Here is a 21,433-nt window from a genome sequence, read left to right as displayed (position 1 = left end):
ATCAACGCCCTTCCACTGAAGCGAGATCGTATGAAGGTGTTCGCACGAGCGACCCCTGCTCGTCGAAGGCGAACAGCCGGTCGGGACGGAGCCGAAGTCTGACCAGGTCGCCGAGGGCGACATCGTGGATGCCCTCGATCTGTACGACGAAGGGGGTCTCGCCGACGACCACATGGACGAAGGTCTCGGAGCCGGAGATCTCGACGAAGGTGACCTCGCCCTCGACCCCGCTGGGGGCCAGGCTGACGTCGGTGGCGCGCAGGCCGAACTGGTAGGCACCGTCGGGCAGGTCGGCCAGGTGCGCGGAGACGTGCGTGGCCTGGAAGCCGGCCACCGTGACCAGACCGCCCTCGGTCCGGCCCGCGAAGATGTTCATGGGCGGGTCGTTGATGATGGACGCCACCGTGGTGGTGGCCGGGCGTTCGAAGACCTCCTGCGGGGTGCCGGTCTGGAGGATCCGCCCCTCGTGCATGACCAGGACCACGTCCCCGAGCATCATCGCCTCGGCGGGTTCGGTGGTCGTGTAGATGACGATCGTGTCGCCCTGGTCCGAGAAGAGGGCCTTGAACTCGTCGCGAAGCTGTTCGCGCAACTTGTAGTCCAGGTTCGCCAATGGCTCGTCGAGCAGGAGGATGCCGGTACCGCGGGCCAGGGCGCGAGCCATCGCGACGCGCTGCTGCTGGCCGCCCGAGAGTTGGGAGGGCTTGCGCTTCTCGAAGTCCGCGAGCCCCACGCTCGCCAGGCTCTGCCGGACCCGTCGCTGGATCTCGTCCCGTGACAGCCCGGCGCGCTTCAGCGGGAAGGCCACGTTGTCGAACACATTGAGATGCGGGTAGTTGATGAACTGCTGGTAGACCATGGCGGTGTCGCGCCGCCACACCGGCGTCTTCAGGAAGTCGGCTCCCGCCCGGGTCAGCGAGCCGGAGTCCACTTTCTGCAGGCCCGCCAGGGCCCGCAGCAGCGTCGTCTTCCCGGCCATCGTCCGGCCGATGACGGTGTGGAGCCGTCCCGGCTGGAAGGTCGCGGTCACGTTCTTGAGGTGGTCGACGCCGTCGACGGTCAGGCACAGATCAGTGGCACTCAGCTTCATCGGACGGCTCCCGACAGGTTCCCCTTGGACAGCAGGCGCTCGACCCAGAGGGCGAGCAGGATCAGCGGTGCCACGCCGAAGAGCGCGGCGGCGGACAGCGTCCACCACGGCGGAATGGAGGAGTTGAGGGCGACGACGGCCTGGGGCAGGGTCTGGACCTCGGTGAAGGTCAGCCGGAAGGCGAAGAAGAAGTCGTTCCAGCCGAACACGGCGCAGAACATCGCCGCCACGGTCAGGCCGGGCAGGGAGTTCGGCAGGATCGCCCGTACGAAGGTCTGGAACGGGGGGCAGCCGTCCAGCATCGCCATCTCGTCGATCTCCCGGGGGATGCCGTTGAAGAAGTCCACCATCACCCAGACCGCGATCGGCAGCAGCAGTGCGACCGTCACGATGACCAGGCCCGGGATGCTGTCCAGGAGGCCACCCCATTGCAGCAGGTAGAAGAAGGGGATCACCAGGACGACGGGCGGCATGATCCGTTGGGAGACGAAGAAGAAGACGATGTCGCTGTTCTTGATGAAGCCCAGCTTGAACCGGTACCGGGACAGCGCGTAGGCGGCCAGGGATCCCAGGGCCAGGCTGATGGCGGACGCGGCGACGGTGATGATCGCGCTGTTGACGAAGGGATCGATCACATCGATACCGCCGGCTCCGCCGAAGATGTTGCGCCAGCCGGTGAGGGTGGGCTTGTACTGCACCCAGGGGATGTAGGTGGGACCGCCCTGGACCGCGTTGGCGTTCTTGAAACTGGTCGTCATCGCCCACAAGAACGGTCCTGCGACGAAGCAGGCCCACAGGGCGATCACGGTGTACTTGAATACGGGATAAAGGCGCGACCTCATGAGTCCCCCTTCAGCTTGAAGGCCCTGGTGAGCAGGGCGGCGACGACCGTGAGCGTGACGATCATCAGCACGAGATACGTCAAGGACATGGCCCCGCCGTACCCGGTCTGCTGATCGCGGAGCCCCTGGATGTAGAGGTAGTAACCCGGGGTTTCCGTGGAGGACCCCGGCCCTCCGGACGTCAGCACGTAGACGCTGTCGGAGAGCTTGGACGCCTCGATCAGCCGGATGATGACCGCCGCGACCGAGACCGGTGCCATCAGCGGGAAGGTCACCTTCCAGAAGGTGCGCCAGGTGCCGGCGCCGTCGATCGCGGCGGCCATGAACGGTTCCTTGGGAAGGCTGAGCAGGCCGGCCAGCAGCAGCAGGAACATGAAGGGGGTCCACTGCCAGACCTCGACGGTCATCAGCGCGACCAGTGCCGGACCGGACTCGGTGAGCCAGGGAATTCTCGTCAGGCCCAGCATCCCCAGCAGATCGTTCGCCGGCCCCAGCGACTCATGGAAGATCGTCTGCCAGATGGCGGCCATCACCACGGGGGTGGTCATCATGGGGACGAGAAAGAGCACCCGCCAGAATCTGCGGCCGCGTGCCTCGCGCCAGACCAGCAGGGCCATACCGAACCCGATGACGTACTGGATCATGACCGTGCCGCCCGCCAGCAGGATCAGCCGGGTGATGGAGGCCCAGAAGCGGCTGTCGTGCAGCATCGCCGTGTAGTTGGCGCCTCCGATGAAGTCCATCTGAGGACTGCTGACGTTCCAGCCGGAGAAGCTGACGCGGATGGTGAACAGAAGCGGGAAGATGATGATCAGAAAGAGCGTGAGCAGTCCCGGCAGCAGGAACATGCTCTTGTGCCGGCGCAGGCCGTCCATGGTTCTCCTCGCGGAAGGGGGCGGGCGCCCCCGGGTGGCCGGCCGGTCCGGTCCGGCCATCCGGGGCGTCCTGCGGTCGGATCAGGAGTTGTCCTCAAGCGCGACCACGTTGCGATAGGCGCTCTGGACCTTGTCCTTGCCGATCTGGTCCGTGATCTTGGACCATTCCTTGGCCACGTCGTCCAGTGCCTGTTGCGGGGGGCTCTGTCCCGCCAGAGCCGCGGCGACACCGTTGGCCAGCGCGGACATGTACTGGTTGACACCGGGAACGCGCAGGTCGAAGACGCGGTTGGTGCTCTTCTCCATACCGGAGAGCGTGAGCACGTACGACTCGGCGACGTCCTTGTCCCAACCCTGCTCCTCCCAGAACGACGGGTCGAAGTGGGCGTAGCGGTAGGGGTTGACACCGAATCGGCCGATGGTCAGGTCGAGGGCGGCGTTGGCCTCGTTGCTGAAGAAGCACAGGTAGTCGAAGGCCATCTGCTGGTGGCGCGAGTCCTTGGCCACGGCCGAGGTCCATCCCCACGTGAAGTAGGGCGCCTGGTTCGCCTTCTTGTCCCACGACTTCGTGGTGCGGTTGTAGACCTCCGTGGAGCCCGGCAGCGGCGCGGCCCGGACCTTGTTACGGATCCTGCTGTCCGGCTGCTGGGCCTGGATGAAGGCGTCGTCCCAGGAGTAGGACATCAGGGTCTGGCCGCCTCCGAAGGAGAAGATCTCGTCTCCGAGGCCGAAGTTGGCGCCGCCGGGTGCCCAGGTCGACTTGGCCTTCACCATGTCGTCCAGGGCGCGGACGAAGCCCGGCGTGTTGATCAGCGGCTTCATGGTCTTGACGTCGAAGAAGACTCCACCCTTGACGGCGGGGTTCTTCACGTACGGCGCCGCCCGGCTGATGAACGCGGAGAAGGTCAGGTCGTCGCGCTTGGTCACCTCGGCACTGCCGTAGTTGGACTTGCCGTCGCCGTCGAGGTCCTTGCCGCTGAAGAACCTGGCCATCTCCTGGTACTCGCCCCACGTCTTGGGGATCTCCAGGTCCTTGCCCGTTGCCTTCTTGTACTCCGCCTGCCGCTCGGGGTCCTTCAGCACATCGGTGCGGACCTTGAGGTAGTGCCGGTCACCGTCCACCGGGTACTGCACGACCTTCCCGTTCCAGGTCGCCACGTCCATGTAGGCCTTGGTGACGTCCTTCATGCCGGGGCTGTTCAGGTACGTCTTCGGCACCGGGGCCAGATACGGGGCCATGTCGCCGATCCACAGGGACGGGTAGAACATGACGTCGTACGCCGGCTGGCCCGCCTGGAGGGGCGTGAGAATCTTCTGGTGCAGCTCGCCGAAGGGGACGTTGACCACCTCGACCTTCCCGCCGGTGATCTCCTCGAACTGCTTGGCATGCAGTTGCGTCGGCTCACCGATGACCGGGACGGCGTGGCTGATGATCTTCAGCGTCTGTCCGGAGTAGTCCTTGCTGCTGATCGACTCGTAGCTGCAGGGTCCGGGGACGTCCCTGACCTTCGTCGCCGGGTAGTCCTTGCCGTACTTCTTGTAGCTGATCTCCGAGCCGGGCTTGAAGAGCGCGGCCTTGTCCTTGGGCTTTTCCTGTGCCTGGTTCTGGGCGGTGCACGCGGTGGCGGTCAGGGCCGCGACGGCGGCGACGGCGACCAGGGCCGGGTACGGTCTGCTGCGCATGAGGCTTCTCCTGCGGTGTCAGGGGATCAGGATCGCTCGGCCGCGTACGGCCCCGGTGTCCAGGTCGTGCAGGGCCTGCCGGAAGGAGGCGAGGGGGTATCGCTGGGTGTGCAGGGTGACCTTGTCCTGGGCCGCCAGGACCATCAGCTCGGAGAGGTCGTTGTAGGACCCCACGAGGTTGCCGATGAAGTTGATCTCCGAGGAGATCACGTCGATCGTCGGCACGTGGAGGTGGCCGCCGTAGCCGATGACGTAGTAGTTGCCGTTGCGGCGCAGGCAGGCCACGCCCGTCTCGACGGCGCCCCCCTCGCCGACGAAGTCCACAACGGCCTCCGCCCCGTGGCCGCCGGTGAGGTCCCGCACGCGGTCGGCCTCGCTTCCGTCCGCGACGAGGGTGTGGTCGGCGCCCAGTTCCTTGGCCAGAGCCAGGGCCTCCGGGCTGCGGTCGATGACGATCATCTCGACCGGTGACAGGGCCCGAAGCACCTGAATTCCTATGTGTCCGAGTCCACCGGCGCCGATGACCACGGCCTTGTCGCCGGGCCGCAGCACCCGGGCCGCCTTGGCGACGGCGTGGTACGCCGTGAGCCCGGCGTCGGCCAGGGCCGCCACCGAGGCCGGCTCCAGGGACGGGGCGAGGGGCACGACAGAGCGGGCGCTGGTCTTCAGGTACTCGGCGTAGCCCCCGTCGGCGTCGATGCCGGGGAAGGCCGAGTTCATGCAGTGCACGTCGTCGCCGGCCCGGCAGGCGCGGCACAGACCGCAGGTCACCAGCGGGTGCAGGATGACCGGGTCACCGACCTTGACGTTGGTGACGGCCTGCCCGACCTCCGCGACCCAGCCGGCGTTCTCGTGACCGATCGTGTACGGCAGAGCGACCCCGCTCTTCTGCTTCCACTGTCCTTCGAGGATGTGCAGATCGGTCCGGCAGACTCCGGCGCCCCCGATCTTCACGATCACATCCAGCGGACCGGTGATCTGCGGGTCCGGCACGTCCACGAGCACAGGCGGCTCGTCGTACTCGATGACCTGCACGGCTTTCATAGCGGCTCCCTGCGAGTCGGCGGGTGGGTGGTGCGCCGATTACACAGGCCGCCGCTCGCAGGTCGATGTCTCAGAATCCGTCCGCGAATGTCTCAATGTGACACACGCCGTAGGCGCCACGCCGTCGAACTGGTCCAATCACTGCACCGAGGGATTGTGACGCGCGCAGTACGGGAGTGTTAATGCCCCGCCAACAACCCGGAAGCTCACTGAGAGCAGCCAAAGAGCTGTACCTGGAAGTCACCAAGGATCCAAGCGCCCGACCGCTCGTGGTGGCCTCATGGCATCGCTCGATGGAATACGAGGTGAAGCCGGGCAGCCTCGACGCTCCGTACCTGGACAACCCCAATCTGGACAGCCACCTCGCCAGGGCGGCGCTGCCGATCCTGGACAGGCTGCACGAGCAGCTCGCCGACGACCCCGTCTCCACGATGATCACAGACCGCAACGGCGTGGTCCTCTCCCGGAAGGTCTCCCACGAGGGGCTGACGACGAACCTCAACCGCGTGCACCTGGCTCCGGGCCATGTGTTCGCCGAGCGCTACGTGGGCACCAACGGCATCGGGACCGCGCTGGCCAGCGGCCGCCCGGTCATGATCGCCGGAAGGCAGCACTACGTCGAGGCGCTGCGGGACTTCCGCTGCGCGGCCGTACCGATCCTGCATCCCACCCGGCGCACCCTGCTGGGAGCCTTCAACCTCACCACCATCCGTCAGGGCTCCGACGGCATGCTGATGGCCTTCGCCCGCTCGGTCGCGGCCCAGATCGAGGCCGAGATCGCGGCGATCACCTCGCGGCGCGAGCGGGCTCTTTTCCAGGACTACATGGAGGCGTGCTCCACGGCGCGCCCGGGACCCGTGCTGGCCCTCAACCGCGATGTCGTCATGATGAACGAGCAGCTCAGCGCCGCCGTGACCGGGCCGGATCACTATGCTCTGCTCGACCACGCCCGTGAGATCGCCGACCATCCCCGGCTGGAGGGGACCCGTAGCATCGCCCTGCCCTCGGGACGGGTCGCCGAACTCAGGGTCAGTCGCTGCCGGCGCGAGGGCAGCGACGCGGGCGCCGTCTTCCGAGTCCGGCTGATCGGACGGCCCCAGCCCACACCTGCGGTTTCCGCCGCGCCCGCCCGCTCCAACCTGGGACTGGTGGGCTCGTCCCCGCACTGGCTGCGCGTGGTCGCCGACAGCGAAACAGCGTTCGTCGCCAGGACATGGCTCCATCTCCTGGGTGAAGCCGGCGTTGGCAAGAGGACGCTGGTCGAGGCCCTGCACCGGGTTCACGGCACAGGACGTCGGCTGGTGACGGCGGAAGCGCCGCTGTCGGATTCACCGGCCGTCATCGAGCGCTGGCTGCACGACATCGGAGAGCTGCTTGTCGTGCCGTCCAACGTGCTCGTCCTGAGTGATGTCCACCTGCTGGGCGACCAGTTGCGGCAGCGGCTGACGGACCTGCTGGTGCGGCTGGACGGCAGCGCGACCGGGCAACTGGTCATGACCAGCCAGCCGTCGATGGTCGGCGCCGACGACCAGCTCGACCAGCTCTGCGGCGCCTCGGTGGCGGTGCCTCCCCTGCGTCATCGCTACAAGGACATCGAGCACTTGGCGCGATTCTTCCTGCGCAAGTACCGGCCGAGCAGCGAGAGCATGTTCTCCCGGGACGCGCTGACCATGCTGCAGCGATGCCCCTGGCCGGAGAACGTCCGGCAGCTGGAGTCGGTCATCCGGGGCCTGGCGCGGTGGCCTTCGGGCCGGACGATCCACGTGGAGGACCTGCCGCCGGAGTGCCGGGTGTCGTCGAACAAGGTCCTCACCACCATCGAGGCGCTGGAACGCGACGCCATTCTGCGTGGGTTGATGGACCGCAACTCCAACGTCCAGCGGACCGCCCAGGACCTCGGGATCTCCCGCGCCACGATGTACCGCAAGATGCGTCGCTACGGGATCGTCCCGTCGAGCCTGACGTGACGGGCCGTTCCGGCGCACAGGCCGTGGCGTGCGGCGCCTGCTCGGCGTCGCCGCTCGGGGGCCACAGAGCATGGACGAGGACAGGCATCAGCTGTGCCGGAGACGTGTGATCGCCCACAACTATATTGCGCACAATCAAATTGGGCACTAGCGTCTGTGGGCAGTACACCACGAGAGGGAGGCGGCACAATGAATCCTGTCCGCTACGAGGACTACCGGCCCGCCGAACGCCCGTCCTACCGGGAGGAGATGGAAGCGGTCGTCGCCCAGGTGGCGCGTCGTACTCGCGCCTCGGTCGAGCGCGAGACCGTCGGCCGCGCTGTCCGCACGGCTCACGGCAAGACCTACGGCCTCCTCAAGGCCACGGTCACGGTTGGTGACAATCCTGACTTCTACCGGCAGGGAATCTTCGCCCGGCCGACCGCCTACGACGCCGTCGTCCGCTACTCGAACGGCCTGGGCCACGACCGCCCCGACCACCAACTGGGCGCGGCGTGCGGAATGGGCATCAAACTGTTCGGAGTTGCCGGCCCCTCGCTGCTGGACGACGAACGAGACAGCGGCACCTTCGACCTCAACCTGATCAACAACGACGTCTTCTTCGCGAACACGGCCTACGACTACATGGTGATCGAGGAATTGTTCGCCGAATTGCCCGAGGCCCTCGTGGACCCAGCCCGCCGCAAGACCTGGATGGCGGAGTTCCTGACCCGTCGGCAGACGCTCACCGATCCCGACAGCTGGCTGTGGGACGAACTGCTCGCCATGCTGTCGTTCACCGGTGTCCCCCGCAGGAACCTGCTGTCGTACAGCTACAACAGCATGGGCGCCTTCCGGTACGGCGACCACATCGCCAAGATCCGTACTGTGCCGACCGCCGCGTCCCTGGCCTCGCTCACGCACCAGATCGTGGACGTGCGCGCGGACAACGAGGCATTCCGCCGCACCCTGGTGGCCGAGGCTGCGGAGCGGGACCACTCCTTCGAACTCCAGGTCCAGCTCAACACCGATCTTGCCCGTATGCCGGTGGACAACACGTCCGTCAAGTGGCCCGAGGACCTGTCCCCCTGGGTGACGGTCGCCCGGGTGGATCTCCCGCGCCAGGAGATCGACGGGAACGACAACCTGGCGGCCGCCGACGCCACGTCGATCACGCCGTGGCGATCACGCGAGGACCACCGGCCCATCGGCGAGATCCAGCGGGTGCGGCAGGAGGTGTACCGGCGCTCGTCCATCGAACGGCACCGCATCAACGGACAACAGCGGCGCGAACCGGCCGGCAGCGCTGAGCTGCTGGGCTGAGCTGTCTCGGTCGCGCCCCGGCGATACACCAGACGTTCCCGGCATCAAGCCGGACGAGCGGACGGCGTGGCTGACCGATCGCGGACAGCTGTTCCAGCCGCTCGGGTACCGCCCTCGCCGTCCTGCACTGCCGGCAGTGCGGTCGCGAAATGCGGCGTCATCCTTCCGCTGCCGGAGCCGGGCGTTGACGTGCCCGGCTCTCCCGCGGCGCCGGAGTGGGGAGTGCCCGGATCCAGGCCACGCCGGTGAAGCTCTTGGCCGGCACGTGGATTTCCGCGCGCCGGAACCCCGCGGCGGTCAGACCGCTGTAGCCGTGGGAGACGAGGTCTTGGTAGAGGCCGTCCGAGAAGGCGGCGACCAGATTGGTCGCGGGGGTGCCGGCGAGGGCACGGCGCACGGGGTCGGAGTCGAGGACACGGAACAGGGAGACCACCGCGGAGCCCGCGTACCCGCTGTCCGCCTCGTGGACGATGCCCTGGTGCAGGCAGGCCCTCATCCGGACATGCTGCGGGGGACGGGCGGTGGCATTGGCCTCGGCCAGCGCCGCGGCGAGGCCGTCCAGGAGATCCGGCACCACCCGGGTCTCGTCGACGCCCGGCTCGAACACGAGCAGATAGCCGTCACCCTGCGCCTGGCGACCGCACCTGTGCCAGTCGATGCCGGCCCGCGCGCACGCCTCACGCAGGGCACGCAGCAGGACTCGCTGCAGACGGATCATGCCGGTGTTGTCGCGGGCGCTGTACTTCTCGATGTCCACGGCGAGGCACAGGCGCCGTAGTCCTGGTGGCAGTCGCTCTCCGGCAGCCGAGGCGGTGTCCTCGTAGGAGGCGAGTGCCCAGGCGCCGGGCAGCGCCCCCTGCCGGTCGGTGGGCCGTACGGCGGCGGGCCAGAGGTCGGCGGCCGAGAGCCGGAACGGTGTCTCCCGCGGGGTCTCCGCCTCCCTGCGCCGGAACGCACCGCCGAGCACCGGCTGTACGGTGACCGTTGTCAGGCTCAGCCTGCCGGACACCTCGGTCGCGGCCGCCGGGAGCCGGACGACTGCTTGGGCCCACCGCCCGTCGGGGCGCAGCGCACCGCTGCGTCCGGGTGCCCGGAAGACCCATTGGAGCCGGTCCTTGCCAAGCCCGAAAGCGGCGACTTCGGCTCCGTCGGCTGCCGTACTGCCGGGGGCCGGGTGCAGGGTCACCGCGTGCGAGCCGTCGTCGAGCCGGACCGTGAGGGTCGCCTCCCGGTAGTCGCGGCCGCCCGGAAGTTCCTCGAGGTCGAACGGGAAACAGAGCAGGATGTCGCGTGGCGCTCCCCCGATCGCGGTGAGGCCGTCGGCGACCGGGGGCAGGGCGTAGGCCAGGGGGCGTCCCAGGGAAGCGCCGCCGATCCGTTCGCGTAAGGGCTCACCTCCCCTGGGTACCGCGGTGTCGCGGGCCAGCAGGTCGATGGCGGCCAGTTCGTCGTCCTGTGTGCGGTCACGTCCCAACGCCCTGGCTCCCCTCGCCGCTTGTGTGGCTGCCGGCAGCCGCCGTCGGTTCCGGGCCTTCGGCCGTCCCGGTCAGCCGGGCGGACCTGCGCAGTTCGTCCGGCGAGAGCACCGTCAGCCGGCCGTAGCCGACCTGGACGACGCCCCTGTGGGCGAGTTCGCCGAGGACGTGGTGCACCCGGCGTTCCCTGGCGCCGACCAGCCCGGCGATCTCCGCCTGGGTCAGGCGCGGCCCGATGAGGACGCCGTCTTCCTGCGGCCGGCCGTAGTCCTCGACGAGATCGAGGAGGACCCGGGCCACGCGGGTAGCCACCGGGCAACTGCCGAAGTCACCCCGGCGCCGTACCGACCAGCGGTTCTTGCGCACCAGCATCCGGCTCACCGCCAGGGCGGCCGCGGGATACCGGTCCAGACAGCCGAGGAAGTCCCGTTGTCCGATGCGCCGGGCGGTCACCACACCGGCCGCGGTGACCGTGGCCGATCGCGGGCCGTTGTCCAACGCGGCGAACTCACCCACGAGTTCTCCGCCGAGCCGGACGGCCAGCAGGGCGGTGTCGCCGTTCTCCGAGAGGGCCGTGACCTTGGTGACGCCGGTCATCAACAGCAGGACGAATGTCTCCTGCCGGCCTTCGCCGAGCAGTGTCTCCCCGGGGGCGTAGGTACGGGGTGTCCCCAGGGAGAGCAGGGCCTTCACGGCCTCCCCGGAGCCCGCCAGCTCCGCCAGGAGCGTGCCGTGCGGCCAGTTGCCCTCGGGCTGCAGGCTTGTGAGGATCTTCTCCGGCATAGCGGTACCTTCCCGACCTCACCGGCGCCTTGTGGCAGTTGCGGCATACGGCATCGTAATGCTCCCGTCAGCGTCAAAGTCGCTGTTTGGCAAGGAAGTTGCGTTCCGCACCGCTCGCCGGGAGGCGCTCCCGAGAACGCAGGCTCGCTGCGCGAAGGGACGGCACGGGGACCCGGCCGTTGGAAGACGACGGGGTCCCCATGCTTGCGCCGCGGACCGTCGGAGGCGGCACGCTCAGCGCAGTGGATTCACGCGCCGGCCTCCCTGGGGTGGGGCAGTGCGACGGCACGCACGGTGCGGACGCAGTAGTGGAACTCTTCCGCCCCCTCCATGACTTGATCCCTGAACGCCCCCCACACTTCCTGCAGCAGGGGCTTCAGGGCCGGCTCGGTGGCTTCCGCGGCCCGGCGGGCCTCGGCCGACGTAAGCACGCTCAGGTCCATGGGACGGTCACCGACGAGGAGGTGCACCGTCTCGGGTCGCGCGCCCAGCCGCGGGACGTCCGCGGGCCAGGTGATCTTGACGGGCCTCGTCGTGCGCGCGCTGCGGTGCGGGGCACCGTGGGGCTCGAGACGGTAGCCACTGGGCTGGTCGTTGGTGACCAGGGCGGTACGACCGCTCAGTCCGACACCGAGCACCCAGAAGTACAGCGGCTCCTCGGAACGGTTCGTCACAGTGACGCGGTAACGGTCTCGGTCGTACAGGCGCTCGCCCGCCCACGGCAGGGTGCGCCAGGTGCCGCTGCGGGCCGGGACCTCGATCTCGAATCGGACCTCCACCTCGGCGGCCAGCAGGGCCCCGCCCTCCGGGTCGCGCAGGGCGCGTACCCGATCGCCCCGTGCCAAGTCCTCCAGCAGCCCGGTGAGGCGGGGGAGTTGCGACAGAGCCGCGTCCCAAGGCTTCCGGAAGGGCAGGTCGTCGCCGTTCACCACGGTGGCGGTGCCGTCGCGGAGACGGACGGTGGCGAAGGCGTCCCCTTCGCGGCTCTCGGCCAGCCGGGGACAATCGGCGAGCTGTCGACGCAGCGCGTCGGCAACGGGGCCGCGGCCGTCGACGCACACCAGCCGGCGATCGTGCACGCGCAGCGGCAGGGCGTACGAGCCAGGTGGCAGCTCCGCCGTGAACAGCCCGGCAGGCAGGGGAGATTCACCGGTGGGGGCATCGGTCTCCGACTGGGTACGCAGTACGGCATCGCCCCCCTCCATCATGTCCACGGTGGCCTGCACCGTCGCGGCCGTGCCCTCGCCCGGCTCCCTGCCTCCGGGCTCCTGGCCCGTGGCCTCGAGGCACACCGGATCCCGCCCGAGGCCGTCGAGCGGAAACACCATGCGCAGCGTGTCCCCGCGGTCGAGGCCGAACAGAGCGCCACCGGGGACAACGAACCGGCCGTCCCTGCGGACCAGGGGCAGCCGGTCCGGGTCCGAGCGCTCTTCCAGGGAGAACGGCAGCCGCCCGGAGGGCCCTCCGGCATCGGGCCACTGCAGCGGCTGCCGCTGCTTGACACGGTCGCGCACGCGGGCGATCAGCGAAGACCAGGGCACCTTGTGGGCTGCGGGCGTGTCGAGTACGTCGGCCAGTGCGGCAGTGAACACCCCCTGGCGTCCGGCGCCCGGGCGGATCTCGGCCTCGAACGCTGTCCCGTGCTGCGGACAAGCCGAAAGCCTGACGACATTCGGGACCAGCGGGGCGTTCCGGCGGGCGAGGGCAGCGGCGCGGGCGAGCCCGTCGTCGTGCATCACCTTGGGCGGGGCCATCGACTTGAGCCGCCACCAGCCCGGCTCGTGGCCGGCGTCGCGCACCGCTCCGCCGGAGTGGCACGAGTCGAGCACGGACGTGACGTTGGGCGTGATGCGGCTGAGAACACGGACCGCGGCGGTCAGCTCGGCGGCCACATAGCCCCTGAAATCGTCGGGTGTGCTCTGTTCGATGTCGACGGGCACCAGGTACTGCAGCTCCCCGTGGAGCGCGCCGTGTCCCGAGAAGTAGACGACGACACCGTCGCCGTACCTGGTGTCCCGGCACAGCTGCCGCAGCGCCCGTGTGATGCCCGCGTAGGACGCCTCCTGCTCGACGTGGGCACGGATGTCGGTGAAGCCGTGCTTCCCCAGCACCCTGTGCATGACTTCGACATCGGTGTGCACGCCCGTCAGACCGTATGTCTGGGCACCGATCAGCACCGCGCGCAGTGTCATGTCATACCCCCACATGGATGAAGGGCGCCCAGTGATACGGGTGCCGGTCGTCCGCTTCCGCGGAGCGCAGCTGTTCGCTGTCCCTGGTCCCGAGGCGGGGCCAGGACCTGGAGCGGTACGCAGGTCCTGGACACTCCCCGGCCTGGGCGCTGAGCGCTCGGAACTCCTCGTCCCGTTCCGTACCCGACAGGTCCCGTACCTCCAGCTGGGCCTGCGCCAGCGCCGCGCCGACGGAGGCCGCCGGATCATCGGCGAGACGGCGGTAGGTACGAGTGACCACCAGGCAGCCAGTGCTGTCACGCACGGGCCAGAGCGAGACCAGGGCATGCCGCGCGCCGGTGATCAGCGCCGCACGGGTCAGCCCGAGGACGTCACCTCCCGCGGTGGCGGTACCGCGTCCGGTGTCGCAGGCGGACAGGGTGAGCAACTGCGGGGCATGGGCGGCGGCGAGGAGGTCGGCGAGTCCGAAGTGGTCGTCCCCGGCCAGCTGGAGCCGGCCGCGGTGGGGCGCGAGATCGTCGACCAGCCCGTGGGTGGCGAGGTGGAGCACCTCGCAGTTGCTCGCCGCCCGCAGCACCTCCGCCCGCGTCGCAGCAGTTCCCGTCAGCAGTCGGTGGCGGGGCAGCAGCCGGGCGATCTCCACCGTTTCGGCCGCGGTGCCGGGCAGGGGCGCCAACCCGAGGCGGGGGGCGATGGCGGGGTTGCCCACCAGGAGTGCGTCGAGCTCTGACCAGGGCCGCTCCGGAGGCTGTTGGTGGAACCGGGGGAGCAGGGACGCTGCAGGGAGGTACGACACCTCATGGGTGGCGCCGAGAACGTCTCCGTCCCAGGGAAGCGCGTGGAAGGGCAACAGTGCGAGACCGGCCGGCAGGATCACGATCACCTTCCGCCGGTCGCGGAGCTGTCGGCGGAACGGCTCCAGCAGCAGCTCGGCGAGCTCCTGGCCGTCGGTTTCGCCGTCACCGCCGCCGTCCTCACCGGCACACCAGGCGTGGAACCGACGGACACTCGCGACAGTGCCGTGGGCCCAGCGGGCATGGCGCCGCGGGCGCAGGGTCTCACGGGTCATGGCCCAGCCGACGAGGTCGTCGTCGTGGAGGTGGTAGGTGAGAAGGACGGCGTCCCGGGGCAGTGCGGTGGCAACGGCGGCGGCGTCCGGGGGCTCGGTGGTGTGCGACGCGGTGAACGCGGCGGGAGCGAGCCTGCGTACCTCCGACTCGGCCGCGTCCAGGGCCCGTTCCGCCTCGTCGATCCGACGTCTGCGCTCGTGTGTCGGTGTGGTGACCGCGCTGCGGCGGACCGCCGCGGCCTCGGTCTCGAACTGTGCGGACCAGCGGATCTCGGCGGCCAGCCAGTTCCTGACCGCGGTGTGAGCCGCCTGGTCGTCGCCCACGGCGTCGAGGGCGCGCACGGCGTCGAGGAAGCCGGAGCGGGTGCGCTCGGCCAGGTCGAAGGAGGCGGCGACCGCGTCGGTTCCGCCACCTTCCAGCAGGGACAGCACGGCGGCGTGGTAAAGGCCGGCGACCACCGGATCGTCGGCGGCCGAGGCGCGCAGCGCGTCGCGAGCCAGCCTGATGCGGCGCTCTTCGTACGCTGACAGCCCGCGCACGGCGTGGCCGGCTGCCTTGTCGTACACGCCCCTGCCCAGCTCCAGGTCCGCTTGGATCGCGGGCAGTTCCCAGGGCTGTGTGGGTGCGGGGCCGTCGGCGCCGATCCGGCGCACATGGGGTGCGGCGCGCTCGGGCTCGCCCACGTTCAGCCACAGGGCGGCGGCTTGGATCGCGGAGAGGTGCTCCTCGATCGCCGCCACTTCGGCCCGGGCCGCGGACCCGTTGCGCAGGTCGAGATGGGCGGAGCAGCGTACGAGTCCCGCGAACAGCGGGTCCGTGATCCGTTCGGCCTCCCGGAGGGTCTGGTGTGCGTGGAGGTCGGCTTCCGCGTCCAGTCCGGCCGAGCGGGCGCGCCGGGAGCGGAACCAGGTCTCCTGGGCACGGGAGGTGACGAGGTCGGACTCGAGCATGCCGAGCACGGTCCCCAACGCGTCGGTGGAGGCCCAGCCGGTGTCGCCCGTGTCTGTTTCCTTCGTGTCCGCGGCGGTCAGAAGGCTCTCGGCGACATCGATCGCCGACTGGGTCGAGGAGCGTGCGGCGGCGATCAGATCAGGGTCCCGCAGGGCGGACGCCTGGTCGTGGAGGACCTTCCCGCACTGGATGACGCCGAGGCGATCGGCCAGGTCGGGCGGCTCGCCCCGGTCGGTCCGCTGCTGGATGCGGTGGAGGTGTTCCTGCTGTTCCATGCCGGTGAGCACGAACGTGGCGAGGCGGTGGCCGGCCCGCTGGTAGGTGCCCGCCGTGGCGCGGGCCGCCCGGTGTCCCCGGTCGCCCGCGGGCTCGCTGGTGAGCCGCTTCGCCAGCAGGTCGGCCCGCTTGCTCTTGACGACCTCGCCCTGTGCGCCCCAGTACCGGGATCGGTCCTCCACGAGGTGGCGCAGCCCCCGGAGCCACGACGAGCTACCGTCCGTCGTGGCCCAGTTCACGATCTGTTCGGCGGCCGCGGATCCGGCCTCCCCGGCCTCCCCCGCCTCGATCAGGTCGAGCGCTCGGTGGACGCGGAGCAGTGCCGTGCACGCGCCGTCGCCGGCGGAGACCGCCAGTCCGAGGGCCTGGTCGAGAAGATCGCGGCACTTCGTGTGCCGGCCGGCGAGCCGGTGCGTGTGGGCGAGGCGCAGCAGCGCCGCCGCCCGGCCGCGCGAGGATTCCGCCGAACCGTACGACGCTTCGGCGCGCTCGTAGCTGTCGGCAGCCGCCGCCGGCACGGCCGGGTCCGGCGGGGCCGGTTCGAGGGCGCAGCGTTCCGCCGTTCCCGGGGGGCCGAGCTGCCAGTCACCGGTGAGTAGTGCAGCGAAGCCCTCGGCGGCGTGATGGCCGGTGATGTACTGCTCCGCGTGCCGCTGCAGGGGTGTTGCCGCCGCCCGGTCACCGGCCCGGACACGGAGATCGGCCGCGAGCAGCAGGTGGTACGCGCAGGCGTCCCCGTGACCGAGGTCCATGAGTGCCTCGTACAGCCCGTCGAACCACTCCAGCGGTTGCAGCATGTCGTCCGCCAACTCCCGCTCGGTCCAGGGATTCTGCACTGCGTAACGCAGGGTGCGGATCCTCGCCGCGACCGCGGCCCCGGCGTGGCCGAGTGCCATGCGGGCGGAGAGCAGCACGACGCCGACCTGCCCGGCGAGATGTGCGCAGAGCCGGACCGGCGGATCTGTGATCGATGCGATGGCCTCCTCCAATCCGGAGTCGGCATCGGTCAGCGCGCGGAAGGCTTCGCGCCGCAGAGGGAGGGGCGCCGCGCCGGGGTGCCAGTTGTGCTCCATCGCCACGGCGGCCGCACGCAGCGCCCCGGCCAGCGGTGCGTGGCCGGGGGCCGCGGGCTCGGAGCGCGCCAGGAGAGCAAGGGCCCTTTTGGGCTCGCCGGCCGCGAGCGCCGCCGCGGGCCGAAGCCATGTGCCCCACGTGGGGTCCTGGGTGCTCGGTTCCCCTAAGAGGTATGTCGCCGGGTCGGTGCCCCTCTGTTCGGTCAGCAGCAGTCCGATCAGCAGTTCGTGGGCACCACCGGCCTCCCCGGCCACGCCCGGGCCTTCAGTGTCGGCCATGCCTTCCCCCTGTCCCCGCGGTATGAGCCGGGACGTTGATACCGCACCACTCCCGTGGCCGATTCCGCAATACGACGGGATGTCCGCTGCTGGTGAATGGCATGGTGCAGGCCGGGGCGGGAGCCGTGTTGCGGAGGGGGGCGAGTGTCATGGAACGGTCGTCTCAGCACGTCAGAAGCGGGTTACCGCTCGCGCGACTCGGGGCGGCGCCCCGGCGCACAACTGCGCTTGTGCGCGCCGTCAAGAGACTCCACACTCCTGCCCGCGGCCCCAAGTTGTCCGACAACCATCTCGGCGGCCGCCTGTGTCCTGCCACTCTGTTCCGGTCGGCGCGCAGGGGCGAGAACCGGCCCTGCGCGGCATCGGGGGAGCATTCGGGGGGACACATGGCACGGGTGGTCGGACGCGCCCTGGCGACGCTGGCGGCGGTGCTTCTCCTGACCGTTCCCTTGACGGGAGCTTCGGCGGGCGACGGCACCCCGGTTCCGGACTGGCTGGACCGGACGGCGAGAGAGATGGATCCGGGCAAGGGACAGGGCGGCACCCTGGTGGTGACGGTCGGGCAGCCGCTCGCCCTGGGCGAGGGCGATGTGCGGGCGGGCATGGAGCGTGTCGTCGAAGCCATGAAGAAGCCGGACGTCCGACTGGTGGTCGTTCAGAAGAGCCCTGACAGCGGGCCGGGCGGCGCCTTGCTCCTGTTGCTCGCGGACAGCGTAGTCGTCCCCCGGGACGCCGACATCAGCACACTGCCCCGGGAGCTTCTGCGGTCCGCCAGGGACCTGCACCGCTGTGACCGGGCCAGGAACCGTCTGTGCCAGGTCCTCGCCCAGCGCAACGGCAAGCACGTCCTGGCCGGGGGCCCCGGCCCCGAGTCCGATCCGCGTATGGCGCCGGACGAGCAGGCGGCACTCGGGAATGCCGGCCACCCCAAGGGCACCGAGCCGCACCGGCTCCTGCTGCCCCCGCGCGACGGCACGGACGGAGACGGCACCGGTCCGGCCGGGACGCTGCTGGTGACGCTGCTCACCGCCGGTGCCGCGCTGTTCGCCCTGGCGGTCCTCCGGACGAGGTACCGGCCCGCGTCCGCCGCCGGAGGGGCACGCGACGCCGCCCTGCCCCCATCCACCGGACCTGCGATCGACTCCTGGTCGCCGGCCCGTACCGCCGCATCCGCGCCCGCGCCGCCACGATGTCCACCGCGACGGCCGTGGCCCGCGGACCGTGCGGAGCCCTCCCCGGGCGGCTCGCGAGCCGTGCCGGCCGGCCCTGTCCGCCCGGCGACCGTACGCACCGGCCTGCATCCACAGGGATACGTCGAACTGGACGGCTGGCTGTACCGCGCGAGTTGGGCCGAACCGTATCTGGCCCCGCCGGCCCCCGGCGCGACCGTCGACGTCACCGACTGCCGGCCCGGAGCCCTCCTCGCCTACGCGCCCGGGGACCGCCGGACCTGACACGGGAGCCGGACACCGGCGCCGAAGTCGGCGTCTGCCATGCGCGCGCCGAACCGCAACGAGCGACACCTGCACCGCAACACGGACACGACAAGGGGATCACGTCCCATGAACCCAGCGATTCCGGGCCCACCGACCACGCAGCCGCAGGGACTGCCCGCCGCGTACGCGGACATCGAGCTAGGCAACAACGCCCAGCGGCTGCCGCTGCTGCTGTGCCTGGACATCTCCAGTTCCATGGCGGGCGAGCCGATCCGGCTGCTCAACGAGGCGCTGACCCTCTGGGGGCGCGAGATCCAGGAGGACGTGGGCCTCAGCTCCAGCGTCGAGATCGCCGTGGTGACCTTCGGGGGCGCGGGGATCGGAGTCTGGCAGGGCCCGAACCTCCTCGACCCCCGGGCCGCTGCCAGTCCCTTCGTCACCGCCCATCAGTTCCGGCCGCCGCAGCTGACCGCCTCCGGCGTCACGCTGCTCACGGAGGCCGTGGAGACCGGGATGCGCCTGGTGGCGGCACGGAAGACGGAGCTTCGCCGGTCCGGCCTCCAGTACTACCGCCCGCAGATCTGCCTGGTGACCGACGGTCTGCCGACCGACAGCCAGGGGATGGCGACGGATCTTTGGCGCAGACTCGTCCCGGTGCTCGCCGCGGAACAGGACGCGAAACGCTTCCGCTTCTACGCCTTTGGTATCGGCGGGATCAGCGAACGCGGTCAGCAGGTGCTCCGGGAGCTGGCGCCGAAGTACCACGCCACGCTCAAGGGTTTCCCGTTCCGCGACCTGCTGCAGACCATGTCGGCGAGCGCCAGCGCCGAACAGCAGGGAGCGGAGGAGGAGACCTTCGAGCAACTGTTCAACCGGTTCAAGACGCAGCGGTCGGCCTGGGACTCCTGAGGGCGGGCAGCGAGGGTGAGGGACGATCGGGTGGCGCGGGCTACGGAGACCGGACCGGTCGAGGGCCGGGCGTGGCGGGTGCACGGCATGAGCGTGCAGGGGTACCGGCACGCCCAGCAGGGGATGCCGTGCCAGGACGCCTGGGGGACGACGCACACCGGGCCGCCCCGTTCCAGGATCACGGTCCTGGCGGTGGCGGACGGCGCGGGCAGCAGACCGCGCTCGCAGGAGGGCGCGCAGCTGGCGGTCCAGCTGGCCACGTCGGTGTACGGGGCGCGTCTGGCCGAGTGGGACAGGGTGCCGCGGGCCGCCGAGGACCTTCGCAGGCAGCTGCAGGATGCCTTCCTGGAGGTGCTGGACGCGTTCCTCGACGGCACCCGGGCGCTCTCCGGCGACCGCTCGGGCAGCAATGCCGGCCGGGGCGGCCCGGCGGACTTCGCCACCACCCTCACCGTGGTGGTGCTGGGTCCCGGCTGGCTGGGCTACACCTCGCTGGGGGACGGGTTCGTGGTGCTGCGCGCCGGGGAGGAGGACGGCGAACCGCAGTTCCATCTGCTGCCGCAGTCCGAGTCCGCGGGCGAGTACGGCAACGAGACCACGTTCCTCAGCTCGGCGGACGCCGCGCTGAGGGTGGGGATCGCCTGTGTGCGGGACGACGGCGTGGACGGCGTCGTCGTCTCCACCGACGGTCTGGCGCAGGCCGCGCTGTCGCGTACGCAAGGACCGGTGCTCTCGGCCAACCGCTCGTTCGCCGCCTCGGTGCTGCGCTCGCTGGACCGTCCGGGCCCGGACCCGCGGTCCGACGCACGGGAGTTGCAGGCGCTGCTGCTGTCGGACCGGCTCACCGCACTCAACGCGGACGACAAGACGCTGGTGCGGGCGGTCCGTACGACGGACGGTCCGGGGTTCGGAGGGGAGCTGCCGTGACGGGGCGGAGGGTACTTCTGGACGGCAGGCCGGTGGTGCTCCTGGAGCAGGCGCTGGGCTCGGGCCTGGAGGCGGCCGTGCATCCGGTGGAGGGCACCGACGACCTGGTCGTGAAGGTCTACCATCAGCCCGACGCCGCGCGTGAGCACCGGCTACGGCGGATGCTGGCGCTCAACCCCCTGGCGGGACGCCCGGTGGACGGGGGCCAACCCCCCGAACTGGCCTGGCCGGTGGGCCTCGCGTACGGAACGGACGGCGGTTTCCTCGGTTACGGCATGGGGCGCTTCGCGGGGCCGGAACACATCCAGCTCATGGCGCTGTTCAACCGGGAGCAGCGGCTGCGCAGGTTCCCCGCCGAGGCCGACTGGCGGTTCCTGCTCGGAGTCTGCTGGAACCTGGCGTTCATGACGGCCAGGCTGCATCACGAGGGCCTGGTCATCGGTGACTTCTCGGCGAAGAACGTGGTCGTCGACCAGCGCGGCTTCGCGACGTTCCTCGACTGCGACTCGATCGGCTTCACCGCCCCGGGCACCGGTGAGACATTCCCCGCGACCCTCCACACACCCGACTACGCCGCCCCCGAGCGGCTGCGGGGCGCGCCCGGGAGTGTGCCGAGCGACGACTTCGCGCTGGCGGTCCTGGTCTACCAGCTGCTGACCGCCGGGTATCACCCGTTCGGCGGGGTGCCCCGGGACAGCGAGGACGACGTCCAGATCTCGGACAACATCACAGCCAGCCGCTCGTTCGTCGTACGGCCGGAATCGATGATCATCCCGCGCGGCCTGGTCGATCCGGCGGTACTCCCGCCGGCCGTGCTGACTTTGGCCCGGCAGGCGTTCGGATCGGGGCTGCTCGACACAGCGCAGCGTCCGACGTCACGACAGTGGCTCGCGGCTCTGGAGGAGTCCCGGGCGCAGGGCGCGATCACGATCTGCCCGCGGCGGCCGAGGCACGCCCACGGGGCCCATCTGGCGCGCTGTCCTTGGTGCGACCGGGCGGACGGGACGGGGCACGACGCCTTCAACGCACCTGAGCAGACGCCGCAGCCACCCCCCATGGGGCCGCCACCCGTGCCTGAGCCGCCCTCCCCAGGGCCGGTCGTCCACGGAGTCACGCCGCCTCATCCCGTCAACCCGCCGGGACAGCAGGCTGCGCCTCCGAACGGGGACGACCCCTGGTCGGACTGGATCAAACCCCTTCTGATCGGCGCAGCCGTGGTGCTCTTCTTCCTCCTGCGCCTCCACTGGAGGGTGTGACGG

At 70.2% G+C, this 21,433-nt stretch carries 15 protein-coding genes; 6 read left to right on the top strand and 9 right to left on the bottom strand.

Annotated elements, in window-relative coordinates:
- Position 1 precedes the first annotated feature (1 nt).
- The 5 genes from ACZ5CW_RS06290 to ACZ5CW_RS06270 all read right to left on the bottom strand — a co-directional run bounded on the left by ACZ5CW_RS06290 (position 2) and on the right by ACZ5CW_RS06270 (position 5,534).
- Positions 2 to 1,090 carry an ABC transporter ATP-binding protein gene (locus ACZ5CW_RS06290; RefSeq protein WP_468598874.1) on the bottom strand — a complete coding sequence of 363 codons (1,089 nt, stop codon included), beginning with the start codon at positions 1,088 to 1,090 and terminating at the stop codon, positions 2 to 4.
- Positions 1,087 to 1,932 (bottom strand): carbohydrate ABC transporter permease, encoded by an 846-nt coding sequence (locus tag ACZ5CW_RS06285; protein WP_468598872.1) that lies wholly within the window; start codon positions 1,930 to 1,932, stop codon positions 1,087 to 1,089. Before ACZ5CW_RS06285 ends, ACZ5CW_RS06290 begins: the two co-directional genes overlap by 4 nt.
- Positions 1,929 to 2,807, bottom strand: coding sequence for a carbohydrate ABC transporter permease (locus ACZ5CW_RS06280; RefSeq protein WP_468598870.1), 879 nt, complete (start codon positions 2,805 to 2,807; stop codon positions 1,929 to 1,931). The genes ACZ5CW_RS06285 and ACZ5CW_RS06280 overlap by 4 nt, the downstream gene beginning before the upstream one ends.
- Positions 2,808 to 2,888: 81 nt before the next feature.
- Positions 2,889 to 4,490, bottom strand: a complete 1,602-nt coding sequence (locus ACZ5CW_RS06275) for an extracellular solute-binding protein (protein ID WP_468598868.1) — start codon at positions 4,488 to 4,490, stop codon at positions 2,889 to 2,891.
- An 18-nt stretch (positions 4,491 to 4,508) separates the two neighbouring features.
- Positions 4,509 to 5,534 carry an NAD(P)-dependent alcohol dehydrogenase gene (locus ACZ5CW_RS06270; protein ID WP_468598866.1) on the bottom strand — a complete coding sequence of 342 codons (1,026 nt, stop codon included), beginning with the start codon at positions 5,532 to 5,534 and terminating at the stop codon, positions 4,509 to 4,511.
- 293 nt (positions 5,535 to 5,827) lie between these two features.
- Between ACZ5CW_RS06270 and ACZ5CW_RS06265 the strand changes: the two genes are divergently transcribed.
- Both ACZ5CW_RS06265 and ACZ5CW_RS06260 read left to right on the top strand, forming a co-directional pair.
- The gene (locus tag ACZ5CW_RS06265) at positions 5,828 to 7,501 is read left to right on the top strand and encodes a sigma-54-dependent Fis family transcriptional regulator (RefSeq protein WP_468598864.1); all 1,674 of its coding nucleotides are present in this window, start codon (positions 5,828 to 5,830) and stop codon (positions 7,499 to 7,501) included.
- Between the two features lie 189 nt (positions 7,502 to 7,690).
- A complete protein-coding gene (locus ACZ5CW_RS06260; protein WP_468598863.1) occupies positions 7,691 to 8,803 on the top strand; it encodes a catalase family protein in 1,113 nt (370 codons plus the stop codon).
- 157 nt (positions 8,804 to 8,960) lie between these two features.
- Here ACZ5CW_RS06260 and ACZ5CW_RS06255 read toward each other — a convergent pair whose 3' ends face one another.
- The 4 genes from ACZ5CW_RS06255 to ACZ5CW_RS06240 all read right to left on the bottom strand — a co-directional run bounded on the left by ACZ5CW_RS06255 (position 8,961) and on the right by ACZ5CW_RS06240 (position 16,902).
- Positions 8,961 to 10,277 (bottom strand): hypothetical protein, encoded by a 1,317-nt coding sequence (locus ACZ5CW_RS06255; RefSeq protein WP_468598861.1) that lies wholly within the window; start codon positions 10,275 to 10,277, stop codon positions 8,961 to 8,963.
- Complete coding sequence (locus ACZ5CW_RS06250) at positions 10,267 to 11,061, bottom strand: Crp/Fnr family transcriptional regulator (protein WP_468598859.1); 795 nt, start codon at positions 11,059 to 11,061, stop codon at positions 10,267 to 10,269. Before ACZ5CW_RS06250 ends, ACZ5CW_RS06255 begins: the two co-directional genes overlap by 11 nt.
- A gap of 248 nt (positions 11,062 to 11,309) precedes the next feature.
- Positions 11,310 to 13,253: a caspase family protein gene (locus ACZ5CW_RS06245; protein WP_468598858.1), complete on the bottom strand. Its 1,944-nt coding sequence runs from the start codon at positions 13,251 to 13,253 to the stop codon at positions 11,310 to 11,312.
- 1 nt (position 13,254) lies between these two features.
- Positions 13,255 to 16,902 carry a CHAT domain-containing protein gene (locus ACZ5CW_RS06240; RefSeq protein WP_468598856.1) on the bottom strand — a complete coding sequence of 1,216 codons (3,648 nt, stop codon included), beginning with the start codon at positions 16,900 to 16,902 and terminating at the stop codon, positions 13,255 to 13,257.
- 386 nt (positions 16,903 to 17,288) lie between these two features.
- Here ACZ5CW_RS06240 and ACZ5CW_RS06235 point away from each other — a divergent pair, with 386 nt between their 5' ends.
- The 4 genes from ACZ5CW_RS06235 to ACZ5CW_RS06220 all read left to right on the top strand — a co-directional run bounded on the left by ACZ5CW_RS06235 (position 17,289) and on the right by ACZ5CW_RS06220 (position 21,430).
- Positions 17,289 to 18,356 carry a hypothetical protein gene (locus ACZ5CW_RS06235; RefSeq protein WP_468598855.1) on the top strand — a complete coding sequence of 356 codons (1,068 nt, stop codon included), beginning with the start codon at positions 17,289 to 17,291 and terminating at the stop codon, positions 18,354 to 18,356.
- A gap of 108 nt (positions 18,357 to 18,464) precedes the next feature.
- Positions 18,465 to 19,247, top strand: a complete 783-nt coding sequence (locus ACZ5CW_RS06230; protein WP_468598853.1) for a vWA domain-containing protein — start codon at positions 18,465 to 18,467, stop codon at positions 19,245 to 19,247.
- An 87-nt stretch (positions 19,248 to 19,334) separates the two neighbouring features.
- Positions 19,335 to 20,174: a PP2C family serine/threonine-protein phosphatase gene (locus ACZ5CW_RS06225; RefSeq protein ID WP_468598852.1), complete on the top strand. Its 840-nt coding sequence runs from the start codon at positions 19,335 to 19,337 to the stop codon at positions 20,172 to 20,174.
- Positions 20,171 to 21,430, top strand: coding sequence for a hypothetical protein (locus ACZ5CW_RS06220; RefSeq protein WP_468598850.1), 1,260 nt, complete (start codon positions 20,171 to 20,173; stop codon positions 21,428 to 21,430). Before ACZ5CW_RS06225 ends, ACZ5CW_RS06220 begins: the two co-directional genes overlap by 4 nt.
- The last annotated feature ends 3 nt before the right edge of the window (positions 21,431 to 21,433 follow it).

The sequence above is a fragment of the Streptomyces sp. NPDC031379 genome, from assembly GCF_055569615.1.
This window is presented reverse-complemented; position numbering and strand designations above follow the sequence as displayed.